The sequence below is a fragment of the Coprococcus sp. AM100_B19A genome (genome assembly GCF_027662015.1).
Classification (GTDB): Bacteria; Bacillota; Clostridia; order Lachnospirales; family Lachnospiraceae; genus Allocoprococcus; species Allocoprococcus comes.
Map to the genome: position 1 here is coordinate 266962 of NZ_JAQDKN010000002.1, position 22255 is coordinate 289216.

Sequence of the window (22255 nt, forward strand, 5' to 3'; positions counted from 1 at the left end):
GTGTTTATATTCTTGAAGAGTCTTTTATACTGAAAATAATGTATATTTCTTTTATGATAACGAAAATAAGGGAATTCTTCAACGGTGTGAGTGGCGAAAATGGAAAGAATGTGATAAAATATTTTTGTTTGCAGCAGCAGACTTACATAATTTTATCAAGACAGGAGTTTTAATATATATGGGATACGAGCGTTTGGAAAAAAGTTTAATCGATCTGGTAAAGGAAGAGCAGGCAAAGCTCGGATATCGGAAAGAGATGATCCGGCTTTATTATCCGCTCAGTTCACTGAATCATTTTATGGAGACGAATGCAGATTCGGAAGAAATGCAGGAGCTCCTTGCAGATTTTCCGAAAGCAGCAGAAGATATTTTCGGGGAAGTCGGGATTACACATGCAAAGGACCGTTTTTGCTTTGCTTTATCGGAAAATGCATCGGAATATGTACATGAAAATATGAAACCGAATGAATTTATCAAAGAGCTGGTGGAACTTGTCGCAAAGCATGGCTGCACGATGGAAGATATCGAAGTATTGTTCCGTTCTCATTCAGACAAGATCGTGGCAGAACCTATGGACAATGGAGAATTTGACCGGATGATCCGGTTTGAAGAGGGAGAAGACAAGTATTATTATTGCTTTAAAGATGAAGGATGCCATATTATTTATCATCGTTTCCTGCCGGAAGATTATGCAGATTTTGGATTTAAACCAGATAAGAAAATAAGAAATCGAGGTAACACCAATGAAAATCGGAATATATGATTCAGGGATCGGCGGACTTTCTGTGCTTCACCGCGCACTGAAAAAGATGCCGGAAGCAGAATTTATATATTATGCGGATACAAAGCATGTTCCATACGGAGAAAAGACGAGGGAACAGATCAAAGGATATGTAGAAGAGGTTCTGAATTTCCTGATCGCGAAGGAGGTTGATGCAATCGTAATCGCCTGTAATACGGCAACCAGCGTGGCAACGAAAGAATTCAGAGGCGAATTTGCCGTACCGATCGTCGGTATGGAACCGGCAGTCAAGCGCGCGCTCAAGCTCTATCAGGATATGCAGAAACGGATCCTGGTAACAGCAACACCGGTTACGATCGCCGGAGAAAAATTACACAACCTTCTGGAAAAAGTAGATACCGAACACGAAGTAGACCTTGCGCCACTTCCAAAACTGGTCCGCTTTGCCGAAGCCGGAAGATTCCAGGACCCGGAAGTAGATAAATACCTGAAAAACAGCCTTCAGAGCTATACACTCAACCAGTACGCTGCGGTCGTACTTGGCTGTACTCACTTCAACTACTTCAAACAATCCTTCCGTAAAATTTTCCCGGGAGAAATCCACTTTGTAGACGGCAACGAAGGCACCCTTCGCCAGCTAAAAAGAGTTCTCTCCGAACAAACCAGACCAGGCACCCCAGGCAAAGTCACCTACTATTTCTCCGGAACCCCAGCCGACGCTGAAGGCATGAAGAAAATCCAGGCATGTATGACGCAGTTAGATAAAGTATATGAGATCAAGTAAATACTGATATCGAATAAAATCCACCCCATTCCTATCTTGTGCAATGGAGATGAGACTCAAGAATCGTGGAAGCCTTTGCTGAACACGATTCTCGCACTAAGAGGCTCATCGGAATGCTTTGCACAATTTGGAATGGGGTGAATTTAATTCTTCTCTGGTGGTGTCACAACCTATCTTATTGTACTTCCTGAATCCCAGTAATATCACTATCTATCATCATCGAATAATTGGTATAATACACGACAAACCCAGGCTTGCTTCCATTTGGTTTTTTAACCTGCTTTTTCTCTACATAGTCAACCTCCACCTTTTCAGCCCCGGAATTCTTCGAGTAATGCGCAGCAAGTCTGGCTGCCTCTTCAAAGGTCCGGTCCGGAAGTTCTTCCCCGTTCGTCTTCACGATGACATGGGAACCTGGTGCTTTTTTCGCATGGAACCACCAGTCCCCGCCATTTGCAAAATGGAAGGTGAGTTCTTCGTTCTGAAGATTATTTTTTCCAACATACATATGGAAACCGTCTGAAGAAATATAGTGGAACGGTTTGCTTGTGATCTTCACCTTTTTGGCAGACTGCTTTCTGCGGATAAATCCACTTTCGATCAGTTCTTCCTTGATCTGGATCAGGTCATCCTCGCTTCGTGCAATATCCAGGGATTTGCTGACTGACTCCAGATAATCAATCTCATCTTTCGTTTCTTTGATCAGTTCTGAAAGAGCCTCGAAAGTACGTTTTTGTTTATTATACCGGTCAAAATATTTCTTTGCATTTTCCTGTGGTGTTTTCTGCGGATCCAGCGGAATTTTGATCATTTCGTTAGTATAATAATTGAGTGCTTCCAGTTCTTTTGCACCTTCTTCCAGATTGTAACCGTAGGTGTGGATCAGTTCCCCGTATACCTTGTATTTATCGCGGTTTTCCGTATCGCGAAGCTGCTTTAACTGCAGGTCGTATTTCTTGCGGTTACGTTCCAGTGCTGTCTGAACCACACGGCGCAGATCCGAAGATTTCTGGCGGATTCGGGTGATCAGATCACGGGAAGAATAATAAGTCCGGATCACTTCGGAAATCGAATCATAAGATTTTACCTGATAGTTGGAAAAGTGGGTGAGCAGAAGAGATGAGAACTCTTTCGGCTCATTTCCATCGTAATAAATAGCAGGAGAGAATTTGCTTTCTGTCACCTGCTCCATAAAATAGGTAAACTGCCGGTACAGATGAGCCAGCAGATCACCGGACATCTCCGATGCCGGAACAGAAGAGTCGATTCCTGCCAGATAGCAGATCTCTTCGGCGACAACCGGACTGATTCCGGTAAAACTGTTGTAGATCGCTTTTCCGACCGGCATTGGTTTGGAGCGAAGTTCCTGTGTGAAATTTTCCTCCGGTATGCCAAGTGGATTCTCTTTTTTCATAGTATCCGGGATAAAATATTCTCTTCCCGGAAGAACCTCACGCACAGAACTCATCTGCGCGGAAACATGCTTGATACTGTCGATGATCATTCCTTTTTCATTACAGAAAATAATATTGCTGTGCTTGCCCATGATCTCAACGATCAGGGATTTGCGGCACAGATCTCCAAGTTCATCCAGGTGCTCGATCTCGAAGCGGATGATCCGTTCCAGGGAAGGCTGAGAAATGCCTACGATGCGGCCATTTGCAATATGTTTTCTCAGAAGCATACAGAAATTCGGCGCAGTCATCGGACTTGGTTTGTTATCTCTGGACAGATAGATCAGCGGCAGGGATGCACTTGCGGAGATGACCAGTCTTACCTGTCCTTTTGCAGGTTTGATCGTGAGAAGCAGTTCATCATTTTCCGGCTGTGCGATCTTGGCGATCCGTCCGTTCAGGATGGTATCATTTAATTCTTTTACGATATTTGCGATTGTAATTCCATCAAAAGCCATTTTAAAAATTCACCTCATATTTATCCGGGAATATGCCAGGGCACATTCTTTTTTCAATGGGCTCATTATAGCATAGAGAGGCATGCATAGACAAGTGAAAATGCCCTGTCACCCGGTTGACGAGTAAGTGTAAATGAACTATAATAATCGATAGTAAAACGGCCCTTAAAAGGTCAGTAAGAAGAGGGAAAATCAAATGATAAAAAGTATGACAGGCTTTGGACGGTGTGAGATCGCCGAAGCAGACCGCAAATTTACCGTAGAAATGAAGGGGGTTAATCACCGTTACCTGGATGTGAATATCCGTATGCCAAAGAAGCTTAACTTCTTTGAGTCCGCGATCCGCAACCTGCTCAAGCAGTATGTGCAGAGAGGAAAGATTGATATTTTCATCGGGTATGAAGATATGACAGAAAGCCAGATGACTTTGAAATATAACCAGAAGCTGGCAGAAGAATATATGGCAAGCTTTAAGCAGATGGAAGAACAGTTTGGGCTTGACAATGATGTGCGGGTATCCACACTTGCACGCTGCCCGGAAGTCCTTACGATGGAAGAACAGTCTGTGGATGAGGAAGAACTGTGGAGTGGTCTTGAAAAAGCAATGAAAGGCGCATGCGAACAGTTTGTACAGACCAAGACTACAGAAGGTGAGAACCTGAAAAAGGATATCATTGGTAAGCTGGATGGAATGCTGGAAGTTGTTGCCAGGGTTGAAGAGCGATCTCCGCAGATCGTTGCTGAATACCGGGAGAAGCTGGAAACGAAAGTGAAGGAACTTCTTGGGGACACCCAGATTGACGAAGGACGGATCGCGGCTGAGGTTGTGATCTTCTCTGACAAGATCTGTACAGATGAAGAAGTGGTAAGGCTGAAAAGCCATATCAAGCATATGAAGGAAACTCTGGAACAGACAGAGGGAATCGGACGCAAGCTTGATTTCATTGCGCAGGAGATGAACCGTGAGGCGAACACGATCTTATCCAAGGCAAATGATCTGGAAGTATCCAATTATGCGATCGATCTGAAGACTGAGATTGAGAAAGTCCGTGAGCAGATTCAAAATATTGAATAAAGCTTTGAAAAATGTAAAAAGATGTGTTAAAATAACATTTCAATGTCTGAGTATGCAGGAGAACTGATTATGAGAGAAAAAAAAGGAATCCTTATTGTAGTATCCGGATTTTCCGGAGCCGGTAAGGGAACACTGATGAAAAAGCTGATGCAGGACTATGATAATTATGCATTATCGATCTCTGCAACCACGCGGCAGCCTCGTGTCGGGGAAGAAGATGGAAGAGAGTATTTTTTCAGAACCAAAGAAGAATTTGAAAAAATGATTGCGCGTGATGAGCTTATAGAGTATGCTAGATATGTAGAAAACTACTATGGAACTCCGAAGCAGTATGTTATGGAGCAGTTAGAGGCAGGCAAGGATGTGATCCTTGAGATTGAGATCCAGGGTGCGCTGAAAGTGAAAGAGAAGTATCCGGATACCTTGCTGATGTTCGTGACTCCGCCGAGTGCGCAGGTACTGAAAGACAGACTGGTAGGACGGGGAACCGAGACCGCAGAAGTGATCGATTCGAGAATGAAGCGGGCCGTAGAAGAATCACAGGGCGTAGAGAAGTACGATTATCTTGTGATCAATGATGACCTGGAGCGCTGCGCAAAAGAGATGCACAGCATTATTCAGGGTGAGCATGACCGGGTAAGCCGGAATGCTGACTTTATAGATGATATCAGAAAAGAACTGAAGGAACTGTAGGAAAGGAGCAGAATTTATGTTACATCCATCATATACCGATTTGATGAAAGTAGTCAATCAGGACGTGGAAGAAGGCGCAACTAAGATTGTCAACAGTCGTTATTCTATCGTTCTTGCAACAGCAAAGAGAGCGAGACAGATCATTGACGGCGAGATGCCGCTTGTTCCTGTTAAGGACGGCGAAAAACCGCTTTCTATTGCAATTGATGAGCTGAACAGTGGAAAGATCAAAATTATTGCAGAAGACGCAGATAAATAAAAGAAGTTCGATACCCTGCAGCTGTCTGCGGGGTATTCTTATGATAGGGGATTTTATTTTCCGGTGAAGATGATTTCCCCTGCCGCCCAGAAATTATGCTTGAGGAGAAATTTATTTTATGAATATATTATTCATTTCATTAGGCTGTGACAAGAACCTTGTGGATTCGGAGGTCATGCTTGGGATTCTTGCAAAGGACGGTCATCAGATGGTGGACGATGAGACAATGGCAGATGTCATTATCATTAACACCTGCTGCTTTATCCATGACGCAAAGGAAGAGAGTATCCAGAATATTCTTGAGATGGCAGAACTGAAGAAGACCGGTAGATTAAAAGCCCTGATCGTAACAGGCTGTCTTGCACAGAGATACAAAGAAGAGATCATTCAGGAGATTCCGGAGGTTGATGCGGTTCTCGGAACGACTTCTTATGAAGAGATCGCACACGTGATCGATGGAGTTTTAAGCGACAGTCCGATGGAGCGCGGAGATGTGCGCCTGACCATGAAGGATGTGGATTATCTCCCGGTGACAGACACGCACCGTATGGTGACGACCGGCGGACATTTCGCTTATCTGAAAATCGCAGAAGGCTGTGACAAGCACTGTACTTACTGTATTATCCCAAAGGTACGTGGAGATTTCCGGAGTGTACCGATGGAGCATCTGCTGGAGGAAGCGCAGAATCTGGCAGACGGAGGGGTGAAGGAGCTGATCCTGGTAGCGCAGGAGACCACCATGTACGGAACCGATCTGTACGGGAAGAAGAGGCTTCCACAGCTTTTGAGAGCGCTCTGCAAGATCAGTGGACTTCGCTGGATCCGTATTTTATACTGCTATCCGGAGGAGATCACGGATGAGCTGATTCAGGTGATCAAGGAAGAACCAAAGATCTGCCATTATCTGGATCTCCCGATCCAGCATGCAAGCGATGGTATCCTGAAGAGAATGGGAAGACGGACTTCCAGAGCGCAGCTCATCGAGACCATTGAGAAGCTTCGCCGTGAGATTCCGGATATCGCACTTCGCACGACTTTGATCACCGGATTCCCGGGAGAGACACAGGAACAGCATGAAGAGCTGATGGATTTTGTGGATCAGATGGAATTCGACAGACTTGGCGTATTTACCTACTCACCGGAAGAGGATACTCCTGCAGCATCTATGCCGGATCAGATCCCGGAAGAAGTCAAAGAGGAACGTCAGGCAGAGCTCATGGAACTTCAGCAGGATATCGTATTTGACCAGGCAGAAGACCGGATTGGGGAAGAGCTGCTTGTGATGATCGAAGGCAAGGTAGCAGATGAGAATGCCTATGTGGGAAGAACCTACCGGGATGCGCCGAATGTAGACGGACTTATTTTTGTGAACACATCGGAAGAACTGATGTCGGGAGATTTTGCAAAGGTAAAAGTGACCGGATCAGCAGATTATGATTTGATAGGAGAGTTATTATGAATTTACCAAATAAGTTAACGATTTTACGAGTGATTTTAATTCCGTTTTTTGTAGTGTTTATGTTATTTGATATTACCGGAGCAGCAGATAAGTGGATCGCACTTGTGATCTTCTGTGTTGCCAGCCTGACGGATATGCTGGATGGGAAAATTGCCAGAAAGTACAACCTGGTAACGAACTTCGGTAAATTTATGGATCCGCTTGCAGACAAGCTGCTGGTATGTACCGCGCTGATCTGTCTGACATCTATGAACCGACTGAATGTCATTGTTGTTCTGGTGATCATTGCCAGAGAATTTATCATTAGCGGATTCCGTCTGGTTGCTTCTGACAATGGAATCGTCATTGCGGCAAGCTACTGGGGCAAATTTAAAACCGTATCACAGATGGCACTGATCATTGTGCTGATCATGGATCTGGGCGGTGTGTGGAATGTTGCAGGAACAGTCCTTACATGGGTAGCACTGATCCTGACCGTCGTTTCACTGATTGATTATATCGCAAAGAACAAACAGGTATTAACACAGGGAGGCATGTAAAATGGTTGTAGAGCTGATTTCTGTCGGCACTGAAATTTTACTTGGCAACATTGTGAATACAAACGCAGCATACCTAGCAGAGAAATGTGCTCTGCTAGGTTGTTCTTTATATCACCAGACTGTTGTCGGTGACAATGAAGAGCGTATGGAAGAAGCAATCCGCCAGGCAATAGAGCGCGCTGATATCGTAATTCTGACAGGGGGACTTGGCCCTACCAAGGATGATCTGACAAAAGAAGTAACCGCAAAGGTATTTGGCAGAAAACTTTATATGGATGAACATTCCAGGACTCGAATCCGGGACTATTTTGAGAAGATTAAGAGTAAAAAGGTGACAGAGAATAACTGGAAGCAGGCATTGGTTCCGGAAGGCGCGATCGTGATCGACAATCTGAACGGAACGGCACCTGGACTGATCCTGGAGGATAAAGAGCGCGGCAAAGCAGCGATCCTGATCCCTGGGCCTCCGAATGAGATGAAGCCGATGTTTGAACATGACATTGCACCGTACCTCAATAAAAAGCAGCCGGAGGGAATCTATTCCCATATGGTAAAAGTGTGCGGGATCGGGGAAAGCAGGGCAGAGACCATGGTTGCGGATCTGATGGATGCACAGACCAATCCGACGCTTGCGCCTTATGCAAAGACAGGAGAGGTACATTTTCGTGTGACTGCAAGAGCATGCTCTGAAGAAGCGGCAGAAAAACTGATGGGGCCGATGATCGAAGAGATGAAGAAGCGTTTTGGTGATGCTGTTTATACGACCGAAGAGAATGTGACACTGGAAGAGTCGGTGATCCGTCTTCTGGAAGAGAAGAAGATGACTGTGACAACGGCAGAATCCTGTACAGGAGGAAAGCTTTCTGGCAGACTTCTGAATGTGTCGGGAGCTTCCGGCGTGTACAATGAAGGATATATTACTTATGCGAATGCATCGAAGGAAAAGATTCTTGGTGTGAAGCATGAGACACTGGAAACCTACGGGGCAGTCAGTGAACAGACAGCAGCGGAGATGGCACTTGGCGCAGCAAAGGCGGCAGGTGCGGATGCGGCACTTAGTGTAACCGGAATCGCAGGACCTGGCGGCGGCACAGCGGAAAAACCGGTCGGACTTGTGTATATCGGATGTGCGGTAAATGGAGAGGTAACGGTAAGAGAGTACCGTTTTACCGGCAATCGTGAGAAGAACCGGGACTATGCGGTTGCACGTGCGATCACGCTCTTGCGGGAAGAACTTTTAAAGAGGGCGTAAGAGAGAAAACCAGTTCATTCTGGAAAAGATGAGGTACAGAAAAATGATCATAAAAAGACTATATAGCAGTCAGGAGGTTGTGGAAGGTCTGCATCTGGTATGGGATGTATTTATCAGAGAAAACGCCAATTCCTGTACACAGCAGGGAATCGAGGAATTTGCCCGTTTTATCAAGATGGAGAATTTTATGCCTCTTGTCGAAAGCGGAGAGATGATCGTCTTTGGCGCGGTAGAAGGACAGGATCTTGGCGGTGTCGGAGCCGTGCGGAGGGATGGACATATTTCCCTTCTGTTTGTCCGCCCGGATTTGCGGAGAAAAGGGATTGCGAAGGCTCTTGTTGGTGAAATGTGCAGATACTGTACGATGCAGTTTGCTCTGATGCGTATGACGGTCAATGCATCGGTTGTGAGTACGGAAGCTTATCACCATATGGGATTCCGGGATCTGGCACCGGTTCAGGAAAAGAACGGGATCCGTTTTGTTCCGATGGATTTGATGATATCACCGGCAAATGTAAGATCTTTCTATAATGGAAAGAAACATACGGGACTTTTTATCGGGATCGCAGTTACCGTACTTATTTTTCTGATATTCCTGGGACTGCTTTTCGGAAAAATCATCAGCAATTTTGCGAGTGGTGAAGGAAAACAGGAGGATTCGTCACAGTTTTTTGAATATAACCCGGATGAGGACGGAGAAATTGACGATATCTTTGGCAGTAATGGAAATGAAGAGGATAATAAGGACAGCAGTTCTGAAGAAGCACAGGGAATCGAGGCAATTGAAGACTACGAGGCAGAAAATCTGCCGTATACGATCACGGAGGAAAATTACACTTATTTTTCCAATGGAAATAAAGGCGAATATCCGATGCAGTTTGATGTCAAATATCCGCAGATCACAGGTGTGGAAGGTGAAAATATTGACAAGATCAATGAAATGCTGAAGGACTGTGCGATGAGTACGGTCAATACCTTATATCTGGCTCCGAGTGATTCTATGAAAGAGAAAATGTTGGAGGAATCGAACCCGTTTTTAGGAAGTCTTGTAACGTACAAGGTTTCTTATGCAGGAGAAGATTTTATCAGCGTAGCATTCAATGATATTTATTATGCAGGAAATACTTCTGCGCAGTATTGTGACCTCCGTACCCGCAACATCCGTATTTCTGACGCAAAGCAGTTTGAAGTGGCAGATATTGTGGATCTAAGCGATGCATTTATGCACGATTGGATGAAAAAGATGAAGGGTGAAGCACCATCGGCAGAGGTGTTAAGCAGTGTGAAATTAAATGATTTCCGACAGATTTTAAATGGGGAAATCCTGGAGAACCGGTACTTTGATGCATTCTTTGTAGATAAGGATGGAATTGAGATCGGAATTACTTACCATTACCCGGGAGATGGAAAAAAATCTTCTGCGGAGAGTGGATGGATCACAGCGCCGTTTACTATGAAAGAAATAATTGAATATAAAACAGACAGTGAGTTCTGGAATCTTGTACAAAGTAACAATTGACGAATGTCGAAAATTGTGCGAAAATAAATACATATGGTGTTAAAACAATCACAAACGCCTTATAAAAGAAAAACAGATGTATTTGAAAGGAGTTTTAACATGATTTATTCACATGAAGTAGAAATGATGTGTCCGGTAGCTCAGGGTGCAAACCACGGACCAGCTCCAATTCCGGAAGAAGCAAAATGGGTAAAGGCTAAAGAAATCAAGGATATTTCCGGTCTTACACATGGTGTCGGCTGGTGTGCTCCACAGCAGGGTGCATGTAAGCTCACTTTGAATGTTAAAGATGGTATTATTCAGGAAGCACTTGTGGAGACTATCGGATGTTCAGGAATGACTCATTCCGCAGCTATGGCTTCAGAAATTCTTCCAGGAAAGACTATTTTGGAAGCACTTAACACAGACCTTGTCTGTGATGCAATTAATACAGCAATGAGAGAACTTTTCTTACAGATCGTATACGGAAGAACTCAGAGTGCATTCTCAGAAGAAGGACTTCCGATCGGTGCAGGACTTGAAGACCTTGGTAAAGGACTTCGTTCACAGGTTGGTACAATGTACGGAACTCTCGCAAAAGGACCACGTTACCTGGAAATGGCAGAAGGTTATGTAACAGGAATCGCTCTTGATGACCATGATGAAATCATCGGATACCAGTTCGTAAGTCTTGGAAAATTCACAGACTTTGTCAAAGCAGGCGATACTCCGAACGAAGCTTGGGAAAAAGCTAAAGGACAGTACGGACGTGTAGCTGATGCCGTTAAGATCATTGATCCGCGTAAAAACTAATTACATACATAAGTAATTAACGGGTTATATAGGCAACAATATTTTCAGGAGGACAATTAAATGGCTTTATTTGAATCATATGAGAGAAGAATTGATAAAATCAATGAAGTTTTAAACAGCTATGGCATTGCTTCACTCGAAGAAGCTGAAAAGATCACAAAGGATGCCGGACTGGATGTATACAACCAGATCAAAGGTATTCAGCCAATCTGTTTTGAAAACGCATGCTGGGCTTACATCACAGGTGCAGCAATCGCAATCAAAAAAGGATGTACAAGAGCAGCAGACGCTGCAGCAGCAATCGGAGAAGGACTTCAGGCTTTCTGTATTCCGGGATCTGTAGCAGATCAGAGAAAAGTAGGTCTGGGACATGGTAACCTTGGAAAGATGCTTCTTGAAGAAACAACAGACTGCTTCTGCTTCCTTGCAGGACATGAATCATTCGCAGCTGCTGAAGGTGCAATCGGTATCGCTGAAAAAGCAAACAAAGTTCGTCAGAAACCTCTTCGTGTTATCCTGAACGGTCTTGGAAAAGATGCTGCAAAGATCATTTCAAGAATTAACGGATTCACATATGTTCAGACAGACTATGACTATTATACAGGAGAACTGAAAGAAGTTCAGAGAATCGCTTACTCTGACGGACTCCGTTCTAAAGTAAACTGCTACGGTGCAAATGATGTACGTGAAGGTGTAGCTATCATGTGGAAAGAAGGCGTTGACGTTTCTATCACAGGTAACTCTACAAACCCGACGCGTTTCCAGCATCCGGTTGCAGGTACATACAAGAAAGAATGCGTAGAAGCAGGAAAGAAATACTTCTCAGTTGCTTCAGGTGGTGGTACAGGACGTACACTTCACCCGGACAACATGGCAGCAGGACCGGCTTCTTACGGTATGACAGATACACTCGGACGTATGCACTCTGATGCACAGTTCGCAGGATCTTCATCTGTACCGGCTCACGTAGAAATGATGGGTCTTATCGGTGCAGGTAACAACCCGATGGTCGGAATGACAGTCGCTGTTGCTGTAAGTATCGAGGAAGCTCACAAAGCTGGTAAATTCTAAGAAAACCGCGTAAAATAAGGGCTTGTGAATGCAGTAGATAGTAGTAAAAAGTGTGTAAAAGTAGGTAACTGATATACTACTGATACATTACTGATACACCCTACTGATACACTAGATATCAAAAAAACTACTGTATTTTCAGTATTTCATTATGTAATCATTGTGGGTCACGCTTAGTATAGACTTTTTCAGTAATGTCGTATATTTCGTGACCCACCATTGTTTTAATAGCGTATTCGTCAACACCAGCATTCTTACACATCGTTATAAAAGTATTTCTACCATCGTGAGCTCTGTGATCTGGATTCAATTCTAAAGCATCAACAAGTGCTTCTATTCTACGTCTATACTTATCATATGTTAGCATTAAATTAGATTTTGCCGTATTCGTATCGGTACAATTAAATAAGTATTCACTGTTCAACTCTTATGGAGCACTTAAACGTAGTCATATACCGTATACAGCTGACACGTCAAAAGAGTAAAAATTACAGATATTGATAACGAAATATTTGAGGGAATTGTATCTGACTATATTTATCCTGAAGATAATGAGCCAGAAGGAGTAGCTGGAATTTGTATCGAAGATTGTCCTCAACGTCCTGGCGACTGGATAGGGTTTAATGAACACGATATTAAAGAAATTAAAATAACAGACTAAAAACATTACGGAAGACTTGGTTAATAGCTGAGTCTTCTATTTTTATGTATGGAGGTAAAAGCAGTGAGTGAAGAAAAAGTAAATTATTTTGAAGAGGAAATGAAAGCTCTTTTAGCCGGTTATATAAGTGATCAGGATACGCATTAAATCAATACGTATGCAAAATTAAGCCAACAGGACATTACTTTCTTTTGACACCAAATCCTATTTCTCACATATACTAATATCACATCTGATTGAATCGTTTATATATAAAATCTTCCTTAAAGTTCTAAAAAAGAAAGGCAGGCTATCCAGATAATGGAGCAACTTATGGATTATGTAAAACCGGAACTGCTTATTGTGACCGCAGTTCTATACTTTTTCGGAATTGCACTTAAGCAAGCAGAATTTATCAAAGATAAATATATTCCGATCACGCTTGGGGCGACAGGCATTATCATCTGCGGGATCTGGGTGACATCTACCGCACATTTCGCAGGAGCACAGGATGTGTTGACCGCAGTTTTCGCATCCATAACGCAGGGCATTGTTGTTGCAGGACTGAGTACCTACATTCATCAGATCATCAAGCAGGCAGGAAAAGAAGAGTAGGAGTAGAAGTGGTATGGCATTAAATGGAATTGACATCAGCAACTGGCAAAGTGGGATCAATCTTGCGGTTGTCCCGTGTGATTTTGTGGTGATTAAGGCGACAGAAGGAACCGGTTATGTAAATCCGGATTACGAAAGAGCCTACCGTCAGGCGAAAACAACAGGGAAATGCCTGGGCATTTATCACTATGCGTCTGGTGGAAATATACAGGCGGAGGCAGAATATTTTCTGAAGAATGCAGGGAGCCGTGTGGGGGAGGCAATGCTTGTGCTGGACTGGGAAGGGCGGTCCAATCCGGCATTTGGTGTGAATGACCGGGAATGGGTGAAAGCCTGGTGTAATTATATTTCAACAAAGACCAGCGTCAATCCTGTGGTTTATGTGCAGCAAAGTATGATGAGCCGGTTGCAGAATATCGGAAACTATGGACTGTGGGTAGCGCAGTACGCGAGTATGGAGCCAATCGGGTACCAGGAAAATCCATGGAATGAGGGTGCATATGCCTGTGTGATGCGGCAGTACAGTTCTTCGGGAAGATTAAGCGGATGGAATGGCAATCTGGATTTGAATAAATTCTACGGAGACCGGCAGGCGTGGAGCCGGTATGCTGGAAAAGGAAACCAGACAACTCCAGAGAAACCTTCTGAAGAGGAAGAAAACCAGGAAGGAACTACGCTGGATCTGGTTTTTTGGACGATGCGTGGAGAATTTGGAAATGGGGAAGAACGGAAAAGCCGGCTTGGAACCAGATATGGAGAAGTGCAGGGGATGATCGACTATATTTCTGGTGCCAGTACAGAGACACTGGCAAAGGAAGTGCGTGCCGGGAAATATGGCAACGGGGAAGTGCGGAAAACGGTTCTGGGGAAACGGTATGAAGAAGTACAAAGCAGAGTCAATTCCGAAGAAAACAAGTATCATATCGTCAAATCCGGGGATACGCTTTCGGAAATTGCAGCGATATACGGAACATCTTATCAGGAAATCGCAAGGTTGAACAAACTACAAAATCCGAATCTGATTTATGTCGGTCAGAGGCTGCGGATCGAATAACCGGCTAATAGATTTGATATTCAGAATCTGGTCTTTGAATTCAGTAATTTGGTAAAAAGAGCTATTGTTTTCAGCTTTTTGGTGTGCTATGATGAAAAAAATGAATACACAGGAGGTTTTGGGATATGGATAATAACTTAAATGACCAGACAACTGAGAATAGTGAAGGGGAGGAAAAGAGTACATCTTCTTACACCGATCCCAATGCAGGATATACAGAAGCAGAGCCGCAGGCAAAGAATGACAATAGCGTGCCAAAAGAGGCAGCGGACGATAATTTAAAGCAGGAAGAAAAAAGTCATCCGGCATATACTTACGGTGAAATGCCAAAGTCAGAAAACGGAAGCGGCTACGGACAGTCAGCACTGGGCGGAAACGCTTGCCATTCCGGAACTTCGGATGGAACTTATGAAAATAATACTTACAACGGAAATTCGTATTATAACGGAACCAATCAGAGCGAAGCTTATACCAATGGGTACTCTGACAACCAGTATCAGAATGGTGGTTATAATACCGGTTTTAATGCCAATGGCTACAATAACAATTACAATAGCCAGAGCAATTATCAGATGCCGCCAAAGCAGATGGATCTATCGCCACTTTCTACCGGAGAATGGCTTTTGACGCTGATTGTCGGAATTATTCCATGTGCGGGACTGATCCTGTATATTATCTGGGCGTTTGGTAATAGTGGTAATCTGAACCGGCGTAACTACTGCAGAGCATCCTTGATTCTTCAGGTTATTTCGTATGTACTTGTGGTCTTCTTTATTTTGATTGTAGTAGTTGGTGGTGGTATCAGCTATTATGGTTATTAAATAAGTATCTGATGGTGATGGGCTTTTTGGCAAGGCAGCAGTGCTTTGCTGAAAAGCTTTTTCGTTTTTTTAGAAATTCTTTAGAAATCTATTCCGGTTCTCTTTAGCTTTAAGAGATAGACTATAGTCAAGGATGAGAAAAAGAGGAGAAAAGCAGTTATGGAAATGAATCATGTACTGGTCGTTGAAGACGACAAGGAAATCAGAGAAGGTGTGGAAATTTACCTGAAAAGTCAGGGATATGAAGTATTTCAGGCGGCAGATGGGATTGAAGGTCTGGAAGTGATCGAGAAAGAGGAAATCCATCTTGCAATCGTCGATATTATGATGCCGCGGATGGATGGAATCCGTATGACGATGAAGCTTCGGGAAAAATATGATTTTCCGGTGATCATGCTGTCAGCAAAATCAGAGGAAGTGGATAAGATCATGGGACTGAATATCGGGGCAGATGATTATGTGACGAAGCCATTTACACCGATGGAGCTTCTTGCGAGGGTGAATTCACAGCTCAGAAGATACCGGATGTTTGCAGAGAAGCTAAGAGACCGTGAAGAAAATCAGAATATCCATGTGATCGGCGGTCTGGAGCTGAATGAAGAAACGGTGGAGGTATCGGTTGACGGAGAGCCGGTGCGCCTGACACCGATTGAGTACAAAATCCTGCTTCTCCTTATGAAGAGTCCTGGAAGAGTTTTTTCGGCAGAGGAAATTTACGAGCGTGTATGGAATGAAAAAGCGATCAATACCGATACGATCATGGTCCATATCCGGAATATCCGTGAAAAAATTGAGAGCTGCCCGAAAGAACCAAAATATTTAAAGGTGGTGTGGGGCGTTGGATACAAAATCGAAAAACAGGCATAAACTAGGGATTGTCCTGATTTTAGGTGTAATCTTACTTGCGACGGTGATCGTGTTAGGAAACTATAATACTTTTTATAAGAATGCAAAAAAGGAGCAGGACAGTCTGACACAGAACTACCGGACGAGTGAGTCCTTTATGAAGACATTTATCCGGGACTGCTATGTATTGTATTCCAAAGAATCCGGAAACGAATATAACGTAAAGTTTCTGGATGATTATTATCCGGAATTTGATGAGAAATTTAACCGGCAGATTGCATATATGAATTACCAGGTGCAGGATGCAAACGGAGAGGTAATCGATGGATACCGGTCGAATAGAGATTCCTGGAAAAAAGTGAAAGATACCGAGCTTGCAGATTATGCTCTTGGGATTAAGATCTCGTTTGACAAAAACGGTGAAATCAAGATTGATCAGGTGATGGGAACGGAAGTAACCAAACAGGAAGCTGTTCTGAAGATCCTGACCTCAAATCTGCCGGAAAAAATATTTGAATATGAAGATGAAAGTGAGATTGAAAATATTTCACCAAAAGACAGGACCTATTATTTCATGATGACGGAAGCAAAGCTGAATGCTTATGTTATGCGGGTATATCCGATTACTTCAATGGTGGGAAACGCGGCGGTTTATACAATCTTGACCCTTATATTGTTGGTCGCATTTCTGGCATGGCTGATTCCGATAAAGAAAGATCTGCATACAGGAGATGAAAAAATTTTCCATGTACCATTTGAAATTGCGATAGCGACTGGTATTACTGGAATTAGCCTGATTTTCAGCTATCTTGGAGAACTGATTACGCACGCGAAAGGAAATGTGTGGCCAATCGATTTTCTGGTCTGGTTTGTTTTCTTTGCAGTCATGTACTGGGTATCCGGCTGTGTACGCCAGATCCGGCTTCTTGGAGTAAAGGAATATGTGAAAAAAAGAGTTCTGCTGATCTGGATCTGGAGAAGATTCGGAAACGGAATCCGAGGTGGTATCCGTTGGTGCAAGAATAAGATCGAAGCATTTTATCATTCTCTGGATCAGTTCAATTTCAAGGAAAAGAACAATAAGATTATTTTGAAAATCGTGCTGTTTAATTTCGCAATCCTGCTGGTGATCTGTTCGTTCTGGTATTACGGAATTGCAGGACTGATCGTATATTCTGTAATCCTATTTCTGATCCTGCAAAAATATTTTAATGATCTCCGGAAAAAATATGCATTGCTTTTGGAGGCAACTAATAAAATTGCAGATGGAAATCTGGATGTAGAAATTGAAGGTGATCTTGGTGTGTTCAGTCCGTTCCGTAATGAAATCCAGAAGATCCAGACCGGATTTAAGAAAGCGGTAAAGGAAGAAGTAAAAAGCCAGCGTATGAAAACAGAACTGATCACAAACGTATCACATGATCTGAAAACACCGCTGACTGCGATCATAACCTATGTGAATCTGTTGAAAGACGAGAAAGATGAGGAAAAGCGAAAGGATTATATTGATATTCTGGAACGCAAATCTATGCGTCTGAAAGTCCTGATCGAAGACCTCTTTGAGATCAGCAAAGCAAGCAGCCAGAATGTAAAGCTGAATTTGATGAACGTGGATATCGTCAATCTGTTTAAACAGGTAAAATTTGAGCTGGAAGATAAGTTCGAAGAAAAAGGTCTGGAGTTCAGGATCACTTTCCCGGAGGAAAAGGTGATTCTTCGACTGGACAGTCAGAAGACCTACCGGATCTTTGAGAATCTTCTGAATAACATTGTAAAATATGCACTTCCGGGAACAAGAGTTTATGTGGAAATCGAAAAGACGGAGAAAGATGTATTTATCCGCCTGAAAAACATTTCCGCAACCGAGCTCACCTTCAATCCGGAAGAAATTACAGAACGCTTCGTCCGCGGAGATGAGTCCCGCAATACCGAAGGCTCCGGTCTTGGTCTTGCAATCGTAAAAAGCTTCGTAGGTCTCCAGGGTGGAAGCTTCCACATCGAAACCGAGGCAGACCTCTTCAAAGCCGAAATCCGCTGGGCTTTGCCGGGAGAAGAGACAGTGAAGCAGGAAGCATAAGAAAAATAAATGGTACCGGATTCAATTTTTTTTACAACTGAATCTGGTACCATTTATTTTTCTGATTTGTCTCACAACCTACATCATTCAACTTTTTTACTTTGGAAATCCGCTGGAGTAATGAATCTCATAATCATCCGTGATAAAGAGTGCCTCTGCCCCCTTGATTCCTTCGATATATTTCAATCCATCATCTAACCCCATCGCAAAGCAGGTTGTACTAAGTGCGTCCGCTTCCGTAGAAGAGTCACAGACAATACTTACCCCAAGCAGATTATTTTTATAAGGATACCCGGTTTTCGGATCTAAGATATGGTGATAAATCTTGTCGTCCACCTTAAAATACCGCTCATAAATCCCGGAAGAAACCACAGATTGATCCTTGATCTTTACACTGGTGATCGCTTCTCCATTCTGTGCAAACGGCTTCTGAATCCCGATATTATAATCCGAGCCATCCGGTTTGCCGCCAAGAGCCAGCACATTTCCGCCCAGATTGATCAGCGCATGGGATACATTCTGCTCTTTCAGATATGCTTTCAGCTGATCCGCAATATATCCCTTTGCAATTCCACCAAGATCAATAGCCGCCTCCGGATCCAGAAGCTGAACCGTATTTCCATCAACCCTCACATTCTCATATCCGATATGACGTTTCGCTTCCTGAATCGCCGCATCATCCGGAACGGTCCCCGTATTATTCTTAAAATCCCACAAGTCACTAAGTGGAGCGATCGTAATATCAAACTTTCCATCTGCCAGACGGCTGTATTCCACGCCTTTCTGAATCAAATCCACCGTATCACCCGAAAGTGTCACAGGCTCCCCGTTTGCATGGTTCAGCTCATAAATCTCGCTTCCTTCCGAAGTCCGGCTAAACCGCGCATTATAATCCTCACATTTCGCCACACAAGCATCCAGAACATCCTCTGAATCCTTATCATAAACCGTAATCGTCACCACCGTATCAAACACGGTAACCGTCCGCGACACCGGCTGCGGCGAACTCCCAGAACATCCGCCCAGACAAAAAGTCCCAAACAAACTCAAACAAATACCAATTCCCCAATTCCTTATTTTCATCGCAGAACCTCCTACCATTAAAACACTAATTACATAAAATTTTCCCAATACAGTAAAATTTATCAAAACATAATCCACAGCATTATTTTTTTCATAAACCTTCAACAAACAACATAATGAAAATTTACGAATCCCAGGTCTGTGCAAAAAGTCAATAACCAGCCGAGGGAGGAAATGGAAGTGTGCAGCTCTCTATTTTGTGCAATGGAGATGAAACTCAAAAATCGTGGAAGCCATTGCTGAACACGATTTTCGCCCTAAGAGGTTCATCGGAATGGTATGCACAACTTGAGAGCTGCACACTTCCATTTCCTCCCTCGGCGTCTCTATTCCATTTTTCCCACAGACCGTCCATTTCGCCAATTACCCCATTATACGTTCCCCCATGAAAAAAATCAATCGAACACTTGATTGCATTAGATAAAATGATGTGTTAGAATAAACAAAGAAAAAGGAGAACCCTATGAGCCATAAAGAAAATAAGAGCCATGAGGAGAAAGCATCCGGTTTCAAAAAGAATGATCTGATTCTTGTCCTTCTTGTATTTGCTGCGGCAGGCATTTTTTTTGCAGGACATCTATTCACGAGCCAGAAAAGCGCAGGCGTTGTAGAAATACAGATTGACGGGAAAGTGGTAGAGACACTGGATCTGCAGAAAGAGCGTGCATTTAAGATCAACGGAGGAACGAACACCGTCCAGATCGAGAACGGAAAAGTGAAAATGGCAGCGGCCAACTGTCCGGATCAGATTTGTGTACACCAGAAAGCAATTTCAAGGAACGGAGAGAGTATTATCTGCCTTCCGAATAAGATTGTTCTGAAAATTGTCGATGGAGAAGAAGCCGAACTGGATGCGGTGACGAATTAAGATATGAAGAAAAATACAGTCAGAATAGCGTGGTTTGGTGTATTTACTGCCCTTGCGCTGATATTTAGTTATGTAGAGACTCTGATCCCGTTTCAGATCGGGATTCCGGGGGTTAAGCTTGGACTGGCGAATCTGATCGTTGTGGTGGCACTGTACAAGATGGGTGGAAAGGATGCCCTGTTGCTTTCGGTGACGCGTATCGTGCTGTCCGGATTTATTTTTGCCAGTCTGTTTAGTATTTTATACAGTCTGGCAGGCGGACTTTTAAGCCTTGCAGTGATGGTGATTTTGAAAAAGCGGGGATCATTCAGTGTTTTTGGAGTCAGCATGGCAGGTGGTGTCTTTCATAATGTCGGTCAGCTGATCGTAGCGATGCTGGTCGTGGAGACATTCAGCGTCGCCTATTATGTGCCGGTGCTTCTGATCGCAGGAGTGATCACCGGATTTATTATCGGAGTTGTGGCAAATGAAATGCTCAAAAGACTTGGCAGCATCGTATTGTCATAGCGTGGGAGGAAGAGATGATTTCATATATAAGAGGGGAGCTTGTAGCTCTCGAAGAAGATAAAGCGATTGTAGATGTAGGCGGCGTGGGCTACGGGATTTTTATGTCCGGACAGGCGATGGGACAGCTTCCGCCGGTTGGGAGTAAAGTGAAGATCCACACCTATCTGAATGTCAAAGAAGATGCTATGCAGCTGTATGGATTTTTAAACCGTGATGCGCTTTCTGTGTTCAAGCTTCTGATCGGTGTCAGTGGGATCGGACCGAAAGGAGGTCTTGGGATTCTGGCGCAGCTTACACCAGACGAACTTCGATTTGCCGTGATGTCGAAGGACATCAAGGCAATTTCTGCAGCACCGGGAATTGGCAAGAAGACGGCGGAGAAGCTGATTGTGGAACTGAAGGATAAGCTGAAGATTGAGGACGTACTGGATCACCAGGTGGAAGCGGCAAATGGAGCCGCTGAAGATACGGTAAATGCACAAGGACTTCAGGCAGATGCGGTACAGGCACTTACGGCGCTTGGCTATGGAAGTACTGAGGCACTGCAGGCAGTACGAAAAGTGGAAATGGATGAGAGCACGACGGTGGAAGATCTGCTGAAGGGTGCACTCAAATATTTGATATAAGAGGATTAGGATGGGAAGAAGAATTATTACCACAGAGAATCTGGAAGAGGATGTAAAAATTGAGAGCCATTTAAGACCTCAGCTTCTGGAAGATTATATTGGACAGGCGAAGGCAAAAGAGACTCTTAAGATTTATATAGAAGCGGCAAAAAGCAGGGGAGAGGCACTGGATCATGTGCTGTTTTACGGCCCGCCGGGACTTGGAAAGACAACCCTCGCCGGGATCATTGCGAATGAAATGGGCGTAAATATCAAGATCACGTCAGGCCCTGCGATCGAGAAACCTGGGGAAATGGCGGCAATCCTTAATAATCTCCAGGAAGGAGATGTGCTATTTGTAGATGAGATCCACCGACTGAACCGGCAGGTGGAGGAAGTACTTTATCCGGCGATGGAAGATTTTGCAATCGATATTATGATCGGAAAAGGGGCTTCGGCAAGGTCGATCCGTCTGGATCTGCCGCATTTTACACTGGTAGGGGCAACCACCCGTGCCGGAATGCTGACAGCTCCGCTCCGGGATCGTTTCGGGGTTGTGAACCGTCTGGAATTTTATACGGAAAAAGAACTGCAGACCATCATCATCCGTTCAGCAGGCGTGCTGGATGTGGAGATCGATGAAAAGGGAGCCCTTGAGATGGCAAGACGTTCCAGAGGAACGCCAAGGCTTGCCAACCGGCTTTTGAAAAGAGTCCGGGATTTTGCCCAGGTCAAATACGAGGGGGTGATCACCGAAGAGGTGGCAAGGCAGGCACTGGATCTTCTGGATGTGGACCGGCTTGGACTTGATCATGTAGACCGTAATCTTTTGACGACCATGATTGAAAAATTTCAGGGAGGTCCGGTAGGACTGGATACCCTTGCGGCAGCGATCGGGGAAGATGCCGGAACCGTAGAAGATGTCTATGAGCCATATCTTCTGAAGAATGGCTTTTTACAGAGAACACCAAGAGGAAGGGTGGTCACAGATCTTGCGTATACCCATCTTGGATTTGACAAGAACGAAGAATAGAAAGGAAAG

23 protein-coding genes are annotated in these 22255 nt (G+C 43.9%); 20 read left to right on the forward strand and 3 right to left on the reverse strand.

Annotated elements, in window-relative coordinates:
• Window positions 1-178 precede the first annotated feature (178 nt).
• Window positions 179-763 carry a DUF3877 family protein gene (locus PGQ33_RS03455; RefSeq protein ID WP_117834100.1) on the forward strand — a complete coding sequence of 195 codons (585 nt, stop codon included), beginning with the start codon at window positions 179-181 and terminating at the stop codon, window positions 761-763.
• Window positions 744-1526: a glutamate racemase gene (gene murI / locus PGQ33_RS03460; RefSeq protein WP_117834102.1), complete on the forward strand. Its 783-nt coding sequence runs from the start codon at window positions 744-746 to the stop codon at window positions 1524-1526. Before PGQ33_RS03455 ends, murI begins: the two co-directional genes overlap by 20 nt.
• 175 nt (window positions 1527-1701) lie before the next feature.
• Here murI and PGQ33_RS03465 read toward each other — a convergent pair whose 3' ends face one another.
• A complete protein-coding gene (locus PGQ33_RS03465) occupies window positions 1702-3438 on the reverse strand; it encodes an Rqc2 family fibronectin-binding protein (RefSeq protein ID WP_117834103.1) in 1737 nt (578 codons plus the stop codon).
• 196 nt (window positions 3439-3634) lie between these two features.
• Between PGQ33_RS03465 and PGQ33_RS03470 the strand changes: the two genes are divergently transcribed.
• The 9 genes from PGQ33_RS03470 (at window position 3635) to PGQ33_RS03510 (ending at window position 12097) form a co-directional block, all read left to right on the forward strand.
• Window positions 3635-4513 carry a YicC/YloC family endoribonuclease gene (locus PGQ33_RS03470; protein ID WP_008375132.1) on the forward strand — a complete coding sequence of 293 codons (879 nt, stop codon included), beginning with the start codon at window positions 3635-3637 and terminating at the stop codon, window positions 4511-4513.
• A gap of 69 nt (window positions 4514-4582) precedes the next feature.
• Window positions 4583-5206 (forward strand): guanylate kinase, encoded by a 624-nt coding sequence (gene gmk, locus PGQ33_RS03475; protein ID WP_022220477.1) that lies wholly within the window; start codon window positions 4583-4585, stop codon window positions 5204-5206.
• 16 nt (window positions 5207-5222) lie between these two features.
• On the forward strand, window positions 5223-5465 hold the full coding sequence (rpoZ, locus tag PGQ33_RS03480; RefSeq protein ID WP_022220478.1) for a DNA-directed RNA polymerase subunit omega: 243 nt from the start codon (window positions 5223-5225) through the stop codon (window positions 5463-5465).
• A gap of 118 nt (window positions 5466-5583) precedes the next feature.
• Window positions 5584-6924, forward strand: a complete 1341-nt coding sequence (rimO, locus tag PGQ33_RS03485; RefSeq protein WP_117834105.1) for a 30S ribosomal protein S12 methylthiotransferase RimO — start codon at window positions 5584-5586, stop codon at window positions 6922-6924.
• Entirely contained in the window at window positions 6921-7463 is a 543-nt protein-coding gene (gene pgsA / locus PGQ33_RS03490; RefSeq protein WP_117834107.1) for a CDP-diacylglycerol--glycerol-3-phosphate 3-phosphatidyltransferase, read from the forward strand. The genes rimO and pgsA overlap by 4 nt, the downstream gene beginning before the upstream one ends.
• Window position 7464: 1 nt before the next feature.
• A complete protein-coding gene (locus PGQ33_RS03495) occupies window positions 7465-8715 on the forward strand; it encodes a competence/damage-inducible protein A (RefSeq protein ID WP_117834109.1) in 1251 nt (416 codons plus the stop codon).
• Between the two features lie 43 nt (window positions 8716-8758).
• Window positions 8759-10234 (forward strand): GNAT family N-acetyltransferase, encoded by a 1476-nt coding sequence (locus PGQ33_RS03500; RefSeq protein ID WP_182420256.1) that lies wholly within the window; start codon window positions 8759-8761, stop codon window positions 10232-10234.
• A gap of 99 nt (window positions 10235-10333) precedes the next feature.
• Window positions 10334-11026 carry an iron-sulfur cluster assembly scaffold protein gene (locus tag PGQ33_RS03505; RefSeq protein ID WP_022220480.1) on the forward strand — a complete coding sequence of 231 codons (693 nt, stop codon included), beginning with the start codon at window positions 10334-10336 and terminating at the stop codon, window positions 11024-11026.
• A 60-nt stretch (window positions 11027-11086) separates the two neighbouring features.
• The gene (locus tag PGQ33_RS03510; protein ID WP_008375150.1) at window positions 11087-12097 is read left to right on the forward strand and encodes a GGGtGRT protein; all 1011 of its coding nucleotides are present in this window, start codon (window positions 11087-11089) and stop codon (window positions 12095-12097) included.
• A gap of 157 nt (window positions 12098-12254) precedes the next feature.
• On the opposite strand, the gene PGQ33_RS16945 is transcribed toward PGQ33_RS03510, so the two are convergent.
• Window positions 12255-12521: a tyrosine-type recombinase/integrase gene (locus tag PGQ33_RS16945; protein ID WP_334303943.1), complete on the reverse strand. Its 267-nt coding sequence runs from the start codon at window positions 12519-12521 to the stop codon at window positions 12255-12257.
• A gap of 537 nt (window positions 12522-13058) precedes the next feature.
• Here PGQ33_RS16945 and PGQ33_RS03520 point away from each other — a divergent pair.
• The 5 genes from PGQ33_RS03520 to PGQ33_RS03540 all read left to right on the forward strand — a co-directional run bounded on the left by PGQ33_RS03520 (window position 13059) and on the right by PGQ33_RS03540 (window position 18150).
• Window positions 13059-13352 (forward strand): phage holin family protein, encoded by a 294-nt coding sequence (locus PGQ33_RS03520; RefSeq protein WP_173826027.1) that lies wholly within the window; start codon window positions 13059-13061, stop codon window positions 13350-13352.
• Between the two features lie 13 nt (window positions 13353-13365).
• On the forward strand, window positions 13366-14406 hold the full coding sequence (locus PGQ33_RS03525) for a GH25 family lysozyme (RefSeq protein ID WP_117834114.1): 1041 nt from the start codon (window positions 13366-13368) through the stop codon (window positions 14404-14406).
• Between the two features lie 125 nt (window positions 14407-14531).
• On the forward strand, window positions 14532-15227 hold the full coding sequence (locus PGQ33_RS03530; protein WP_270205263.1) for a hypothetical protein: 696 nt from the start codon (window positions 14532-14534) through the stop codon (window positions 15225-15227).
• A gap of 159 nt (window positions 15228-15386) precedes the next feature.
• Window positions 15387-16094, forward strand: coding sequence for a response regulator transcription factor (locus PGQ33_RS03535; protein ID WP_117823222.1), 708 nt, complete (start codon window positions 15387-15389; stop codon window positions 16092-16094).
• On the forward strand, window positions 16066-18150 hold the full coding sequence (locus PGQ33_RS03540; protein ID WP_270205264.1) for a sensor histidine kinase: 2085 nt from the start codon (window positions 16066-16068) through the stop codon (window positions 18148-18150). The genes PGQ33_RS03535 and PGQ33_RS03540 overlap by 29 nt, the downstream gene beginning before the upstream one ends.
• Before the next feature lie 96 nt (window positions 18151-18246).
• Here PGQ33_RS03540 and PGQ33_RS03545 read toward each other — a convergent pair whose 3' ends face one another.
• Entirely contained in the window at window positions 18247-19233 is a 987-nt protein-coding gene (locus PGQ33_RS03545) for an FAD:protein FMN transferase (protein ID WP_270205265.1), read from the reverse strand.
• 463 nt (window positions 19234-19696) lie between these two features.
• Here PGQ33_RS03545 and PGQ33_RS03550 point away from each other — a divergent pair, with 463 nt between their 5' ends.
• Genes PGQ33_RS03550 through ruvB form a run of 4 tightly spaced genes read left to right on the forward strand, consistent with a single transcriptional unit; the run spans window position 19697 to window position 22246 of the window.
• Window positions 19697-20101 carry a NusG domain II-containing protein gene (locus PGQ33_RS03550; RefSeq protein WP_118198345.1) on the forward strand — a complete coding sequence of 135 codons (405 nt, stop codon included), beginning with the start codon at window positions 19697-19699 and terminating at the stop codon, window positions 20099-20101.
• Window positions 20102-20104: 3 nt separating this feature from the next.
• Window positions 20105-20608: a Gx transporter family protein gene (locus tag PGQ33_RS03555; protein ID WP_055155576.1), complete on the forward strand. Its 504-nt coding sequence runs from the start codon at window positions 20105-20107 to the stop codon at window positions 20606-20608.
• Window positions 20609-20622: 14 nt separating this feature from the next.
• On the forward strand, window positions 20623-21234 hold the full coding sequence (gene ruvA / locus PGQ33_RS03560; protein ID WP_055155575.1) for a Holliday junction branch migration protein RuvA: 612 nt from the start codon (window positions 20623-20625) through the stop codon (window positions 21232-21234).
• A 10-nt stretch (window positions 21235-21244) separates the two neighbouring features.
• Window positions 21245-22246 carry a Holliday junction branch migration DNA helicase RuvB gene (ruvB, locus tag PGQ33_RS03565; protein WP_117556028.1) on the forward strand — a complete coding sequence of 334 codons (1002 nt, stop codon included), beginning with the start codon at window positions 21245-21247 and terminating at the stop codon, window positions 22244-22246.
• The last annotated feature ends 9 nt before the right edge of the window (window positions 22247-22255 follow it).

Coding starts and splice junctions, on each gene's coding strand:
- PGQ33_RS03455 (WP_117834100.1), top strand. CDS start 179: ATGGGATACGAGCGTTTGGAAAAAAGTTTAATCGATCTGGTAAAGGAA.
- murI (WP_117834102.1), top strand. CDS start 744: ATGAAAATCGGAATATATGATTCAGGGATCGGCGGACTTTCTGTGCTT.
- PGQ33_RS03465 (WP_117834103.1), bottom strand. CDS start 3,438: ATGGCTTTTGATGGAATTACAATCGCAAATATCGTAAAAGAATTAAAT.
- PGQ33_RS03470 (WP_008375132.1), top strand. CDS start 3,635: ATGATAAAAAGTATGACAGGCTTTGGACGGTGTGAGATCGCCGAAGCA.
- gmk (WP_022220477.1), top strand. CDS start 4,583: ATGAGAGAAAAAAAAGGAATCCTTATTGTAGTATCCGGATTTTCCGGA.
- rpoZ (WP_022220478.1), top strand. CDS start 5,223: ATGTTACATCCATCATATACCGATTTGATGAAAGTAGTCAATCAGGAC.
- rimO (WP_117834105.1), top strand. CDS start 5,584: ATGAATATATTATTCATTTCATTAGGCTGTGACAAGAACCTTGTGGAT.
- pgsA (WP_117834107.1), top strand. CDS start 6,921: ATGAATTTACCAAATAAGTTAACGATTTTACGAGTGATTTTAATTCCG.
- PGQ33_RS03495 (WP_117834109.1), top strand. CDS start 7,465: ATGGTTGTAGAGCTGATTTCTGTCGGCACTGAAATTTTACTTGGCAAC.
- PGQ33_RS03500 (WP_182420256.1), top strand. CDS start 8,759: ATGATCATAAAAAGACTATATAGCAGTCAGGAGGTTGTGGAAGGTCTG.
- PGQ33_RS03505 (WP_022220480.1), top strand. CDS start 10,334: ATGATTTATTCACATGAAGTAGAAATGATGTGTCCGGTAGCTCAGGGT.
- PGQ33_RS03510 (WP_008375150.1), top strand. CDS start 11,087: ATGGCTTTATTTGAATCATATGAGAGAAGAATTGATAAAATCAATGAA.
- PGQ33_RS03520 (WP_173826027.1), top strand. CDS start 13,059: ATGGAGCAACTTATGGATTATGTAAAACCGGAACTGCTTATTGTGACC.
- PGQ33_RS03525 (WP_117834114.1), top strand. CDS start 13,366: ATGGCATTAAATGGAATTGACATCAGCAACTGGCAAAGTGGGATCAAT.
- PGQ33_RS03530 (WP_270205263.1), top strand. CDS start 14,532: ATGGATAATAACTTAAATGACCAGACAACTGAGAATAGTGAAGGGGAG.
- PGQ33_RS03535 (WP_117823222.1), top strand. CDS start 15,387: ATGGAAATGAATCATGTACTGGTCGTTGAAGACGACAAGGAAATCAGA.
- PGQ33_RS03545 (WP_270205265.1), bottom strand. CDS start 19,233: ATGAAAATAAGGAATTGGGGAATTGGTATTTGTTTGAGTTTGTTTGGG.
- PGQ33_RS03550 (WP_118198345.1), top strand. CDS start 19,697: ATGAGCCATAAAGAAAATAAGAGCCATGAGGAGAAAGCATCCGGTTTC.
- PGQ33_RS03555 (WP_055155576.1), top strand. CDS start 20,105: ATGAAGAAAAATACAGTCAGAATAGCGTGGTTTGGTGTATTTACTGCC.
- ruvA (WP_055155575.1), top strand. CDS start 20,623: ATGATTTCATATATAAGAGGGGAGCTTGTAGCTCTCGAAGAAGATAAA.
- ruvB (WP_117556028.1), top strand. CDS start 21,245: ATGGGAAGAAGAATTATTACCACAGAGAATCTGGAAGAGGATGTAAAA.